Origin of the sequence: Actinomadura formosensis NBRC 14204 (assembly GCF_001552155.1) — a bacterium.
Lineage (GTDB): Bacteria > Actinomycetota > Actinomycetes > Streptosporangiales > Streptosporangiaceae > Spirillospora > Spirillospora formosensis.
This window is the reverse complement of sequence record NZ_BCQQ01000092.1, coordinates 15,566-30,174: the sequence shown is the minus strand read 5'-3', so window position 1 is coordinate 30,174 and position 14,609 is coordinate 15,566. Positions and strand designations below refer to the sequence as shown.

The 14,609-nt window shown below is 74.6% G+C and carries 4 protein-coding genes; all 4 read right to left on the bottom strand.

Going from position 1 to position 14,609, the window contains the following annotated elements; translation table 11 throughout:
- Nucleotides 1-18: 18 nt before the first annotated feature.
- Nucleotides 19-216: an MbtH family protein gene (locus AF1_RS22385; RefSeq protein ID WP_067802656.1), complete on the bottom strand. Its 198-nt coding sequence runs from the start codon at nt 214-216 to the stop codon at nt 19-21.
- A complete protein-coding gene (locus AF1_RS22380) occupies nt 213-1,487 on the bottom strand; it encodes a lysine N(6)-hydroxylase/L-ornithine N(5)-oxygenase family protein (protein WP_207394200.1) in 1,275 nt (424 codons plus the stop codon). The genes AF1_RS22385 and AF1_RS22380 overlap by 4 nt, the downstream gene beginning before the upstream one ends.
- A gap of 14 nt (nt 1,488-1,501) precedes the next feature.
- Nucleotides 1,502-2,518, bottom strand: coding sequence for an ABC transporter substrate-binding protein (locus tag AF1_RS22375; protein ID WP_067802651.1), 1,017 nt, complete (start codon nt 2,516-2,518; stop codon nt 1,502-1,504).
- Between the two features lie 98 nt (nt 2,519-2,616).
- Nucleotides 2,617-14,586: a non-ribosomal peptide synthetase gene (locus tag AF1_RS22370; protein WP_084263221.1), complete on the bottom strand. Its 11,970-nt coding sequence runs from the start codon at nt 14,584-14,586 to the stop codon at nt 2,617-2,619.
- Between the last annotated feature and the right edge of the window lie 23 nt (nt 14,587-14,609).

Below are 14,609 nucleotides of genomic sequence, written 5' to 3'. Positions count from 1 at the left end.
AACGCCGCCCGCCCCGGGTCAGATGGTCAGGCTCCGCGGGCGGATGTCCTTCCAGTTGGCCGTGACGTAGCCGATGCAGTCGGACCGTGACGCGGGCCCGAAGACCGTCGTCCAGCCCGCGGGGACGTCGGCGAACGCCGGCCACAGGGAGTGCTGCCCCTCGGCGTTGACGAGGACGCGGAACGCCGCGTCGGGGTCGTCGAACGGGTTGGTCATCGTGCCTCCTCGAAGACGTGTGCGGAGCGCCGGCCGATGGACCGGACGATCTCCCCGGTGCGGACGGCGGTCATCGACAGCAGCGACGACGCGATCCCGTGGCTGTGCTCGGTGGCGCCCTGCAGGTAGACGGCCCACTCGCGGCCCGGCTTCGTGGCGATGCGGTAGTCGCGCCGCACGGCGGGACGTCCGTCCGGGCCGGTGCGGCAGTCGCCGGCCACCTCGCCGAGCAGGTCCAGCGGGTCGCGTTCGCGGTAGCCGGTGGCGTAGACGAGGGCGTCGGCGTCCAGGTCGGCGGCCTCGCCGGTGGGCAGGAAGGCCACCCGGACCCGCACTCCCCCGGCGCCGTCCCGGACGTCCAGGACGCGTGACACGTTGAGGATGCGCAGCCGTTCGGCGCCCGCGACCTTCTCGGCGTACGCGCGCCGGTACAGCTCGTCGATGAGGTCGAGGTCCACCACGGAGTAGTTGGTGTTCCGCGAGTATTCGAGCAGCATCCGCTTCACCTCCCCGGAAGCCGCGTAAAAGTGGTCGACGGCCTCCGGGTCGAAGATGCGGTTGGCGAACGGGCTGTCGTCGGCGGGCGCGTACCCGTACCGGGCGAAGACCGCGCAGACCTCGGTCTCGGGGAAGGTGCGGTGCAGGTATTCGACGGCTTCGGCGGCGCTCTGCCCCGCGCCGACCACGACGAGCCGGCGCGGGTTCCAGTCCTCGCGCCCGTCCAGCTTCGTCAGCAGGTCCGCGGTGTGCCAGATCCGCTCGCCGGCCTGGACGCCGCCGGGCAGGACGGGTTCGAGCCCGACGCCGACGACCACGTTGCGGGCGAGGTGCGTCTCCAGCCGGTCGTCCCGGCGCACCACCACTTCGAGGGCCGTGTCGTCGTGCGGGCGGAGCGCGACGACCTCCGTCCCGTAATGGACCCGGTCGGCGAACGCGGCGGCCGCCCATTCGAGGTAGTCGTGGAACTCGACCCGCGTCGGGAACATCGTCTTGTGGTTGACGAAGTCGACGAGCCGGCCCCTGGCGTGCAGGTACGCGAGGAACGAGTACCGGCTGGCGGGGTTGCGCAGCGACACCAGGTCCTTGAGGAAGTGGACCTGCATGGTGGCGCCGTCGATCAGCATGCCCCGGTGCCAGCCGAACTCCGGCTGCTTTTCGAAGAACACCGCGTCCACGCCGGGCCCGTCGTGCTCCTCTGCGAGCGCGACGGCGAGGGCGAGGTTGGACGGGCCGAACCCGATGCCGGCCACGTCGTGGACGGGGGTCTGCATGCGCTCCTCCAGCATCAGGCGGGCTGCGCCGCGTCCGCGGCCTTGGCGATCTTCGGGACGACCTGCTCGACGACGTACGGGACGGCGAGCGGGGTGGGGGTGCGCAGCGGCCAGAACGACGTCAGGTCGAGCGGCACGTAGGAGCCGCGCCTGACGACGTCCAGGCCGGTGAACAGCTGGTTGCCCTCGATCTTCCTCTGCGTGGCCGGGTCGTCGTTGTAGTGGCCGAGCAGGACGTCCACGTCCAGGACCGAGATCTTCTCCATGCTCAGCTCGGCGGCGAACCCGCCCCCGGGCAGCTTCGCGATCTGCTCGGGCAGCACCATGCCGAACTGCTTGAGCAGCTTGACGCTCGTGTCGTCCCCGGACTTCAGCACGCCGAGGTTGCCGTTCGGGAAGATGCTCGTCAGCGCGAAGCCCGTGCCGCTCAGCTGCGGGTACTCCGCCTTGACCTTGGCGATCCCCGCCTCGACGCCGGCGACGAGCCTGTTTCCGTCGGCCTCCCGGCCGACGGCCTTCGCGGCCTGCAGGGTGATCTGCTGCCAGGAGTCCTCGGCCGGGCCGGTCTGGTACGCGACGGTCGGCGCGAGCTTGGAGAGCTTGTCGTATTCCTTGTCGATGAAGAAGTCGCCGCCGGCGAGGACGAGGTCGGGGCGCAGAGCGGCGATCTCCTCCAGGTTGAACCCGGCCTCGCCCGCCTTGAGCAGCTTGGGTCTGGCGCCGGTGAGCCGGGGTGCGGTCCAGGGGGCGAGGCCGTCCGGCTGGACGCCGGTCAGCTCCGCCATGCCGACCGGGGTGACGCCGAGCGCGAGCAGCGCGTCCTGGTCGACCTCGCCGAGCGCGACGATCCGCTTCGGCGCGGACTCGATCGTGGTGGTGCCGAGCCTGTGGGTGATCGTGACCGGGAACGCCCCGGCGGAGCCGCCGCCGGGGGAACCGCCCGCGGGCTCGCCGCCGCCGCACGCGGCGGCCGTGCCGAGGCTCAGGACGAGCGCGGCGGTGATGGCCAGGCGCCGCATCATGGTGCGCATAGAGGACCGGTGTCCTTCCGAGTTTTCCGAGGTTCGTGATCGATGATCTTAGGTTAGCCTAACCTAACTTCACTCCATGGGCCGGGGTGGGGACCGCCTCACCCGAGCCGTGCGAGCAGGCCCGCCACGGTCGGCGCGGCCAGCAGCGTCGCGATCTTCACCGCCTCGCATCCGGGTTCCCTCCTGATCCGCCGGACGAGCCGCACGGCGAGCAGCGAGTGGCCGCCGAGGTCGAAGAAGTCGTCGTCCGGCCCGACGTCCGGGACGTCCAGCTCCTCGGCGAAGATCCGGCAGAGCGCCGCCTCCCTGCCGTCGCCGCGGCGCGCCGCCGCGGGGCCGGGCTCGGCCGTGACGGCCCGGGCGGCCGGCCCGGCGGGCAGCGCACCGACCTTGACGCCGGGATCGTCCGCGACGGTCTCCAGCAGCCGGAGCAGCCCGCCGGCCAGCGCGGCGACCGTGCCGCGGTCGAACAGGTCGGCGGAGTAGTCGACGATCAGCCGGAGCCCGCCGGGGCCCTCGCGGAAGATGAAGTCCAGGTCGAACTTGGCCGCGCCCGGCCCGAACAGCGCCTCACGCTGCTCCAGGCCGGGGAAGCGCACGTCGCCGGTGCCCTGGTTCTCATAGCCGACCATCACCTGGAACAGCGGGTTGCGGCCGGGTACCCGGCGCGGGCGCAGCGCCTCGACGACGGCCTCGAACGGCAGGTCCTGGTTGGCGAGCCCGGCGAGGCCGGCCTCCCGGACACGGGCGAGCAGTTCGGCGAAGGCGGGGTCGCCGGACACGTCGGCGCGCAGCACGAGCGTGTTGACGAAGAAGCCGACGAGGTCCCGTGCGGCGTCCTCGGTGCGTCCGGCGACGGGGCAGCCGAGCGGGATGTCGTCGCCGGCGCCCGTCCGGTGCAGCAGCGCGGCGACGGCGGCCTGGCAGACCATGAACACGCTGGCGTTCGCGTCCCGCGCGAGCCGGCGCAGCCGGCGCGTCAGGCCGGGCGGCAGGTCGGCGGTCAGGGTCCCGCCGCGCTGCCCGGCGGTGCCGGGGCGGGCCCGGTCCACCGGCAGCGGGATCTCCTCCGGGAGGCCGGCGAGGGTCCGGGCCCAGTGGTCGAGCTGCCGGGCGTGGACGCTGCCGGGGTCGAGGGGGTCGCCGAGCAGGTCCCGCTGCCACAGCGCGTGGTCGGCGTACTGGACGGGCGGCGGCTCCCAGGCCGGGGCCTCCCCGTTCAGCCGGGCCGCGTAGGCGCCGGCGACATCGCGGGCGAACGGCCCGAACGACCACTCGTCGAACGCGATGTGGTGGAAGACGGCGAGCAGCAGATGCTCGCGCTCGCCCTCCGGGAACACCGCGACCCGGAGCGGGATGCCGGTGGCCAGGTCGAACGGCCGGGCGATGACGTCCGCGGGCGGGCACGTCGCGATCTCCAGGGCCGGGCGGGCCTCTTCCGGCCGGAGAATCCGCTGGCAGGGGGCGCCGTCGTACTCGGCGAAGACCGTGCGGAGGCTCTCGTGCCGCGCGGTGACATCCCCGATCGCCGCTTCGAGCGCGGCGAGGTCGAGGTCGCCGCGCAGGCGCACCGCGAGCGGCAGATGGTAGGCATCGCGCGGTCCGCCGTCCTCGCGGAGGAGCTGGTCGAGCAGCCACAGGCGGCGCTGCGCCGGGGACAGCGGGATGCGTTCGGGCCGTTCCCCCGGCTTCAGCGCGGGCCGGGGTCGCGCGCCCGCGCCGCGGTGCACGCGCTCCGCCAGTTCCGCGACGGTCGGCGCCTCGAACAGGTCGCGGATCGCCAGCTCGGCGCCCAGCACGGCGCGGGCCCGGCCGACGAGCCGGGTCGCGAGCAGCGAGTGCCCGCCGAGGTCGAAGAAGTCGTCGTCGATGCCGGCGCCTGGGGCGTCCAGCACTTCGGCGAACAGCGTGCACAGCAGCCGCTCGACCGGGGTGCGGGGCGCGCGCCCGGCGCGGCGCGGCCCGTCCCGCCCGGGGGCCGGGAGGGCCCGCCGGTCGAGCTTGCCGTTGACGGTGAGCGGCAGCGCGTCCAGCGTCACGATCGCGCTCGGCACCATGTAGCCGGGCAGCCTGGCCTTGAGGCTCTCCCGCACACGCGCGGCCAGGACCCCGTGGTCCCGCGCGGCGAGCGGGTCGTTGGCGTAGGAGGCGGGGGTGCGCCCCGGCTCCGCGGGAAGGCACGCCGCTCCCCCGCCGAACACGGCGTCATAGCACCCGATCCGGTCGGACGGCGTGAGGACGACGCCGGGGAAGAGCGCGTGCAGCGTCTCCGGCTCGATCCCCTCGGGCGCGGCGGCCAGCGCCTGCCGTGCCTCGTCCGCCGGGCCGCCGGCCCGCAGCACCCGCCAGGCCGCGACCTCCCCCGCCAGCCGCGGGTCGGGTATCCCCCGCACCCGCAGCGGCCCCGCCGGCCTGCCGCCGAGGTCGCCGGGCGCCGTCCATTCGATGGCCGGGGTGGGCGGCGCGGGCGGGATGTCCTTGTGGAGGACGACGTCGTAGCGGTGGCGGGTCAGCTCGTTGTGGCGCGTGCCGCGCTTGGTGAGGACGTCCACGCGGGCGGGGCCGTCCAGGGCGGTGAAGAAGGCCGGGTCCAGCAGGAGTTCCTTCTCCATCCGGACCGCGCGTCCGACCGCGTCCAGGCCGCCGTCGCCGCGGCCGAGCCGGACCGCGGTGTGCAGGCAGTGGACGGTCCGCAGGTCGCGGACGTCGCCGATGAACAGCGCCCCGCCGGGCGCGAGGAGCCGCATCGCCTTGCCGATGACGTCCTGGAGGTAGGCGGCGCCCGGGAAGTACTGCACCACCGAGTTGATCACGATCGTGTCGAAGTACGCCTCGGGCAGGCCGGTGGTGTCGTGGGCGGGGCGGCGGCTCAGCCGGACGGGCAGGTCCGGGCCGAGATCGCGCCGGAGCTTGGTGATGACGGGTTCGGAGAAGTCGGTTCCCCAGTACTCCTCGCTGCCGGGGGCGAGGCGGGTGAGGAGGAGGCCGGTGCCGACGCCCATCTCCAGGACGCGGCGGGGCCGCAGCGCACGGATGCGCTCGACGGTCGTCTCGCGCCATTCGCGCATGTCGTCCACGGGGATCGGGGCGCCGTCGTAGCTGCTGTCCCAGCCGGCGAACTCCTCGGCGCGGACGACCGTGCCGACCTCGGTGTACTCGGCGTCGTAGAGCTGCCGCCATTCGGCGAGCCGCTCGTCGGCGGCGCCCTCGCGGGTGCCGTCCGGGACGATGTAGCCGATGAGGCGTTTCACGCCGGGAACATCGGTGTCGGCGGCGACGACCGCGGCCTGCCCGACACCCGGCTCGGCGGCGAGCGCGGTCTCGATCTCCTCCGGCTCGACGCGGTAGCCGCGGATCTTGACCTGGTCGTCGGTGCGGCCGAGGAAGTCGATGTTGCCGTCCGCGCGGACCCGCACGAGGTCGCCCGTCCGGTACATGCGGCCGCCCGTCGAGGAGTCGGCACGGAACGGGTCGGCGACGAAGCGCTCGGCGGTCAGGTCGGCGCGGCCGAGGTAGCCGCGCGCCAGCCCGGCACCCGCGATGTACAGCTCACCGGGCGCGCCCGGCGGCACCGGGCGCAGCCAGCCGTCGAGAACGTACCCGCGGGTGTTCCAGATCGGCCTGCCGACCGTCGGGGTGGCGCTGTCCTCGGTGCCGCCGCCGAGGGTGTTGATCGTGTACTCGGTCGGCCCGTACAGGTTGTAGCCGAGGACGCCGTCGGCCCGCGCGAGCCGGTCCCATACCGAGGCCGGGACGGCCTCGCCGCCGAGGAGGACGAGCGGCGGCCGGTGCCCGCCGTCCAGGAGTCCCTCGTCGAGGAGCTGCCGGGCGTAGGTCGGCGTCACGTTGATGACGTCGATGCGGTGCCGGCGCAGGTAGGCGGTCAGTGCCTCGGCGTCGCGGCGCAGGTCCTCGTCGCAGACGTGCACCTCGTGGCCCTCGATGAGCCAGAGGAGCTCCTCCCACGACATGTCGAAGGAGAAGGAGACGGTGTGGGCGATCCGGAGCCGCCGCCCGGCGGAGGCGACGACCGGGCCGAAGATGGCGGCGCGGTGGTTGAACTGCATGTTGGTGAGGCCCCGGTGCGGCGTCACCACGCCCTTCGGGCGCCCCGTCGAGCCGGACGTGTAGATGACGTAGGCGGGATGGTCGAGCCGGCGGGGCGTGCCGGGGGCGAAGCCGCCGAGTTCGCCGGGGGTGAGGTCGGTGCCGGGCAGGGCCGCGAGGGTTCGCGCGGTGTCCGGGTCGTCCAGCGCGAGGGTCGTGCCGGAGTAGGTGAGGCCGGCGGCGATGTCGCGCTGCGAGACCAGGCAGGCCGGCGCCGCGTCCCGCAGCATGTAGTCGAGCCGGTCGGCCGGATGGTCGAGTTCGAGCGGCAGGTACGCGGCGCCGGTGCGCAGGACGGCGAACAGCGCGACGACCATCCGCGCGGAGCGGGGCAGCGCGAGCGCGACGACCCGTTCGGGGCCCGCGCCGGACGCCAGCAGCAGCCGGGCGAGGCGGTTGACCTCGGCGTTCAGCTCCCCGTAGGTGAGGCGGACATCGGGGTGGGACACGAGCGCGAGGTCGTCCGGCTGCTTCGCCGCTCGTTCGGCGAGCAGTTCGGCGACGGTCAGCTCGGGGATGGGGTGCCACACCTCGTCCCAGTCGCGCCGGAGCCGTTCGTGCTCCTCGGGGAGGAGCGGGTCGAGGCGGTGGCAGGGCTTCTCCGGGGTCTCGGCGAGTTGCCGGAGGACGTTGACGTAGCGGTCGGTGACGCGTTCGGCCTCGGTCTCGGTGAACGCGTCCCCCCGGTACATGACGCGCAGCCCGGCGTCCGGGTCGACGACCATGGTGATCGGGTAGTGGGTGGCGTCGCGGACCTCGCGGCCGAGGACGCGCAGGGCGCCGTCCGGGCCGAAACCACGGCCGGTGGGCATGCCCGGGAAGTTCTGGAAGACGAACAGCGTGTCGAAGAGCGTGCCGAGGCCGGTGGCGCGCTGCACGTCGGCGAGCGCGACGAACGAGTGGTCGAACAGTTCGGACTGCGCCGCCTGGACGCGGTCGAGCACGGCCGCCAGCGGGTCCGCCGGGCCTGCCTGGACTCTGACGGGGATGGTGTTGAACAGCAGGCCGACCATGGATTCGACGCCGTCGACGTCGGGGTGGCGTCCGGAGACGGAGGCGCCGAAGACGACGTCGTCGCGCCCGGTCAGGCCCATGACAACCAGGCCCCACGCGGTCTCGAAGAGAGTGCCCGGGGTGACGCCGCGGTCGCGGGCGACCGCGGCGAGCCGTTCGGCGAGGGACGGCGGGAGCGGCCGGTGCACTTCCCCGGCGTTCGCGAGGTCGGCCGGCTTGTCGACCAGGCCGGGGCGGACGAGGGCGGGCTCGTCGAAACCGTCGAGGGCGCGGCGCCACGCGTCCACCGCGGCCGCCTTGTCCCGGGTGCCGACCCAGTCGAGGAACGCGCGGAACTGCGGGACGGGACGTGCTTCCTCCGCAGCGGCATCGGTGTAGAAGCCGAGTAGCGAGGTGACGAGGAGGCCGCCCGACCAGCCGTCCAGCAGGATCAGCTCGGAGGTCAGGATCAGGCGGTGGTCGCCGGGGGCGAGGGTGGCCAGCGCGAACCGGATCAGCGGGGGCCGACCCGGGTCGAACGGTTCCGCTCGCTGGGCGTCGATGAAGGCTTCGAGGTCGCCCGGGGCGACGGTGGCGCACGTCCAGGGCACATCGAAGTCGTCGGGGACGAACTGGACGGCGCGGTCGCCGTCCGTCCGGAATCCAGCGCGGAGGTTCGGGAACTTGACCAGGACGGCGCGCGCCGCATCCGCCATCCGATCGGGATCGACCGGCCCGGACAGCCTCACGACGGCCTGCTGGACGTAGATGTCGCGGCCCTCGCCGGCGAGCATCAGATGGAAGAGCAGGCCCTCCTGGAGCGGCGAGAGCGGAAGCTCGCCGAGCGGTTCGGCGGCCTGTGCGGGGACGGCGTCAGCGGCGGGCGCGGCCGTCTTCGCGAGGGCCTCGACCGTCCGGAGGCGGAAGACGTCGCGGACGGTGAACGCCAGGCCGGCGCGGCGGGCGCGGGCGACGAGGAGCGCCGCGCTGATGCTGTCGCCTCCGGTGCGGAAGAAATCGTCGTCGGCGCCCACGGCGTCGCGGCCGAGGACGCTCGCGGCGAGCCTGGCGAGGACGCGCTCCGCCTCGGTGGAGGGGGCACGCCCGGCCGCGGGCCGGCCGGGGTCGGGCAGGGAGCGCCGGTCGATCTTGCCGTTCGGGTTGAGCGGCAGTTCGTCCAGGACGACCAGTTCGTCCGGGACGAGATGGCCGGGGAGCAGCCTTCGCAGCGAGTCGTGCAGGGCCTCGGTACCGGCATCGCCGGCCCTGTGGTCGCCGACGATGTATCCGATGAGGCGGGACCCGTGCGCGGCGACGGCGGCCCGCCGGACTCCGGGCCGCGCGGCGAGCACGGCCTCGATCTCACCCGGCTCGATCCGGAATCCGCGGATCGTGATCTGCTCGTCGGTGCGGCCGAGGAAGCAGAGCCCGCCGTCCGGGCGGCGCCGGACGCGGTCGCCGGTCCGGTAGAGGCGGGATCCGGGCGGGCCGAACGGGCTGGCGACGAACCGCTCGGCGGTGCGGGCGGCGTCGCCGAGATAGCCGCGCGCCAGCCCGTCGCCCGCGAGGTACAGCTCGCCGGCGGGAACCTCGCGGAGCGCGGCGTCCAGGACATGGGCGCGGGTGTTGGCGATCGGCGCCAGTCCCCCGGCCTCGGCGATGAGGCTGTCGCCGGCGGCCTCCGAGCATCCGTACAGGTCGATCAGCCGGACCGGGATCTGCTCGGCGAGCGCGGCCGGCAGCGCCTCCCCGCTGCTGATCCAGGTGGTGACGGAGGGCGGCAGCCCGTTCTCCGCGAACGCGGCCAGCAGGCTGGGGACGAGCGTGACGAGTCCGGCGCCGTGCCGTTCGATGAAGTCCGCGAGCGCGCCGGGGTCGGCGGCGGTGTCGCCGTCGGCGATGACGACCGTGTCCCCGGCGGCGAGGCCGCCGAGCAGTTCGGTGGTGCCGTCGATGAACGCGGGCGAGCTCTTGGCGATGCGGACTCCGGGGGCGGCGAGGTCCGCGCCCCAGGCGAGCCGGTTGGCCAGGGCGCGCTGGGTGCCGGCGACGGCCTTGGGCGTCCCCGTCGAGCCGGAGGTGAAGATGACGTAGCAGAGGTGGTCCGGGTGGATGTCGGGGCGTGCGCGGCGGGGCGCGTCCGCCGGTGGTTCGTCGCGGCCGAGGACCAGCAGCGGCCGGACGGTCTCCAGCATCGCCTCCACCCGGGCGGGCGGATACGACAGGTCGATCGGCAGGTACGCCGCGCCCGTCTTGAGCACGGCGAGCAGCGCGACGGCGAACTCGTCCGAGCGCGGCAGGGCGAGCGCGACGACCTGCTCCGGGCCGGCGCCCGCGGCGGCGAGCCGGTCGGCGAGCGCCTCGGCGCGGCGGTCGAGGTCCGCGTAGGTGAGGGAGGTGCCGGCGAAGACCACGGCGGTCCTGCCGGGGGTCCGTGCCGCCTGCTCCTCGATGAGCGCGGCGACCGTCCGGACCGGGAACGCGCGGGCGGTGTCGGGGTGCTCGACGGGGGCGCCGAGCGCGGACAGCCGCCGCCGCGGGTCGGCGGTGACCCGGGCCAGCAGTTCGCCCAGGCCGTCCAGCAGCCCCTCGACGGTGGCGGCGTCGAAGAGGTCGGCGGCGAACGCGGCGAACCCCTCCACCTCGTCGTCGCCCTCGGCGAAGTAGAGGTCGAGGTCGAACTTCACGCCGCAGGTCTCCGGCAGGAACGGCTCGGCGCGCACGCCCGGCAGCGCGAGGCGCACATCGTCCAGCCGCCGGTGGACGATCATCACCTGGAACAGCGGGCTGCGGGCCAGCGAGCGTTCCGGGGCGAGCCGGTCCACGACGCGCTCGAACGGGACGTCGGCGTGGGAGAACGCGGCGAGGTCGGTGGCGCGCACCCGGCCGAGCAGTTCGGTGAACGCCGGGTCGCCGGAAAGGTCGGTGCGCAGGACGAGCGGGTTGACGAAGACCCCGACGAGACCGGCGAGGTCCTCGTCGGGGCGTCCGGCGATGGGCGCGCCGAGCGCGATGTCGTCGCCCGCGCCGGACCGCTGCAGCAGCGCGGCGACGGCGGCGTGCAGCACCATGAACACGCTGGTCCCGGTCTCGCGGGCCAGCCGCCGCAGCCCGGCGGCCGGGAGCCGGAACGCCGCGAGGCCGCCGCGGTGGCTCGCCTCGGCCGGGCGCGGCCGGTCCAGCGGCAGGACCGTCTCCTCCGGCAGGCCCGCGAGCGCCCGCGCCCAGAAGCCGAGCTGCGGCGCCGGGTCGGGCGCGGCCTCGCGCTGCCAGGCCGCGTAGTCGGCGTACTGGACGGGCAGCGGCTCCCAGCCGGGCTCCCGTCCGTCCCGGCGGGCCGCGTAGGCGCGGGCCAGGTCGGCGAGCAGCGGCGTGAACGACCATTCGTCGGCGGCGGCGTGGTGCAGGAGCAGGATCAGCGACCAGCCGTCGTCTCCCGTCCGGACGAGGGTGCCGCGGACGGGCAGGTCGCGGCCGATGTCGAAGACGTGCGCGGCGGCGTCCCGCTCGATGGCCGTGCTGCGTTCCGGGGCCATGCCGCGGGCGTCGATGACGCGCAGGCGCGCGGGAACGTCCGGTTCCAGGATGCGCTGGACGGGCAGGCCGTCCGGCCCCTCGACGAGCAGGGTGCGCAGCGCCTCGTGGCGGGCGACCACATCGGCGAACGCGGCGCCGAGCGCCTCCTCGTCCAGCGGGCCGCGCAGGCGCAGGCCCAGCGGGAGCGCGTAGGACGCGGACGGGCCGCGCAGCCGCTCCTCCAGCCAGAGCCCGCGCTGCGCCGCCGACGCCGGGACGGTCGCGGGGCGTTCCACGTCGCGGACGCGCACGGCGGCGGCCGGGACCAGCCGGGGCGCGAGGGCGGCGACGGTGGGCGCCTCGAACACGTCCGCGATGGCCGGCGACCCGCCCAGCACGGCACGGGCCTTCGCCGCGACCCGGGCCGCCAGCAGCGAATGCCCGCCGAGCGCGAAGAAGTCGTCGTCGATCCCGATCCCCTCGACGCCGAGCAGCTCGGCGAAGATCGCGCAGAGGGCCGTCTCGCGGGCGTCGCGCGGGGCCCGCCCGCGGACCTCGGCTCGCGGGGCGGGCAGGGCGGCGCGGTCGAGTTTGCCGTTGACCGTCCGGGGCAGCGCGTCCAGGGCGACGAGGGCGGACGGCACCATGTACGCGGGGAGCGCCTCGGTGAGCGCGTCCCGCAGGGCCGCCTCGTCCGGTTCGCCCGACGGGACGTAGTAGCCGACGAGCCTGGGTTCGCCGGGACGGTCCTCGCGGACGGCCACCGCGGCCCGCGCGACGCCCGGCTGCGCGGCGAGCACCGCCTGCGTCTCGGCCGGCTCGATCCGGAACCCGCGGATCTTCACCTGGTCGTCGGTGCGGCCGAGATACTCGATCGACCCGTCGCGGGCGCGCCGCGCCAGATCGCCCGTCCGGTACATGCGGGACCCCGGCGGCCCGGACGGGTCGGCGACGAAGCGCTCCGCCGTGAGCGCGGGGCGGCCGAGGTAGCCGCGGGCCAGTTGCGCGCCCGCCAGGTACAGCTCGCCCGGCACGCCCGGCGGCACGGGACGCAGACGCGCGTCCAGGACGTACGCGCGGGTGTTCCGGAACGGGCCGCCGATGCCGGGCGCGGGCAGGTCCGCGGCCGTCGCCCAGACCGTCGCCTCCGTCGGCCCGTACATGTTGGTCGCGCGGGCCGTCTCCGCCAGCGACGCCGCGAGCGCGGCGGGCAGCGCCTCCCCGCCGACCAGCACCCGCAGGCCCTTCAGCGCGGCCGGGTCGAGCGTGCCGAGCAGCGACGGCGTGCCCTGGACGACCGTGGCGTCCGCCAGCAGCGCGGCGAGCGCCACGGGGTCGCGGACGGTGTCGCCGCCGGCCAGCACGACCGTCGCACCGCTGATCAGCGGGACGAACAGCTCCAGCACGGCGATGTCGAACGCGATCGTCGTCACCGCGACGAGCCGGTCGCCGGCGTTCATGCCCAGCCGTGCGCGCGTCGCGAGGAGGAAGTTCGCCAGCGCGCCGTGCGCGATCGCCACGCCCTTGGGGCGGCCGGTGGAGCCCGAGGTGTAGATGACGTAGGCGAGGTGGTCCCGGCCTGTCTCGGTGTCCGGCGCGGGCGCGGGCTCCAGGGGGCCGTCGAGGACGAGGATGCTCGTCCCGTCCGGGAGCAGGCGTGCGGTCCGCGGTGTGGCGATCGCGCAGAGGGGGCGGGCATCGTCCAGCATGTAGGCGATCCGTCCCACGGGATGATCGAGATCGAGCGGCAGATACGCGGCGCCCGCCTTCAGGACGCCGAGCAGCGCCACGACGAGATCCGGGGTGCGCGGCAGCGCCAGAGCGATCACGGTCTCGGCACCGGCCCCCCGGGCCCGGAGTTCGGCGGCGAGCGCGGACGACCGCTCGTCCAGTTCCGCGTAGGTGAGGGACCCGGTGCCGCTCTCGATCGCCGTCGCGTCCGGTGTGCGGCGGGCCTGCTCCTCGAACAGGGCGACGAGATCGGTATCGGGCACCGGGTGATCGGTGGCGTTGGCGTCCTCGATCACGGCGCGCTCGTCCCCGGTCATGACCTCAAGCGCGCCGATGGGGCGGTCCGGGCCGGTCACCGCATCACCGAGAAGCGTCTCCAGGTGGCCGAGCAGCGCGTCGATGCGCTCGTCGTCGAACAGCTCGCGCCGGAAGGTGGCCTCGACCGTCATGCCCTGGGGCCGGACGAACGCCTCCAGCGACAGGTCGAAATGCGTCGTGCCGTTGTGGATGTGCGTCCAGGTCGACGTGATGCCGGGCAGGTCCAGCTCGCCGATCTCCTGGGCGAGGAAGAGGAGCATCGTGTCGAAGAACGCGGTCCGCCCGCGTTCGCGGGCCGGGCGAAGCTCCTGGACGAGCCGGTCGTAGGGCAGCGCCTGGTGGGCGAACCCGCCGGTGACCGTCCGGCCGACGCGGTGCAGCACCTCCCGGAACGTCGGCGCGCCCGCCAGATCGGCCCGCATCACCAGCGTGTTGCCGAAGTTGCCGACGAGCCGCTCGGTCCCGGCGTGCTCCCGGTTCATGACCGCCGTCCCGATCGCGACGTCGTCCGCGCCGGTGCAGCGGTGCAGGAGGACGGCGTACGCGGCGAGCATCACCATGTACGGGGTGAGGTTCTCCGCGGCGGCGAGCTTCCGCATCCCCTCGGTCACGGCATCGTCGAAGCGCCGCGCCCGGCGTCCGCCGCGCTCGGAGACGCCGGCCCCGCGCGGCCTGTCGGCGGGCAGGTCGAGGGGCGGGGGCGGCGGGTCGAGACGCTCCCGCCAGTAGGCCAGCTCGTCCTCGGCCAGGGGCCGGCGCTGCTCCCACGCGGCGTAGTCGGCGTACTGGACCTCCAGCGCGGGCAGCCCGTCCGGCTTCCCCGCCACGGCCGCGCGGTAGAGGGCCGACAGGTCGCGCGACAGCGAACCCCAGGTCATGCCGTCCCACGCGATGTGGTGGACGACGAGGACCAGCGCGTGCTCGTCCTCCGCCGGCCTGAGCAGTTCCAGCCGGATCGGCCGCTCGGCGCGCAGATCGAACGGCACGGCCGCCAGTTCGGCCGCCCGCGCCTCGGCGTCGGCGCACTCGATGGGCGCGAGCTCCAGCGAGTCGTCGCCCGTGACGATCTGCACCGCCTCGCCCTCGCCGGTGTCGGCGTACGTCGTGCGGAGGATCGCGTGCCGCCGGATCAGCCCGCGCAGCGCCTCACGCAGGGCGCCGGCGTCGAGCGGCCCGGACATCCGGACGAGCAGGCACACGTTGTAGGCGCAGCTCTCCGGGAACGCGCGGTGGTGCAGCCACATGCTCTGCTGCGCGTAGGACAGCGGCGCCGGCCCGTCCGATTCGCGGGGGGTGATCCCGGTCGTACCGGGGCCCAGCCCCGCCTCGGTCATCATCCGCCGCATCAGTTCGCGTCGCCGCGCCGTCGTCGTCTGCACGCCCGCTCTTTCGTCCGACTCCATGATCGCGGGTTAGGTTAGCCTTG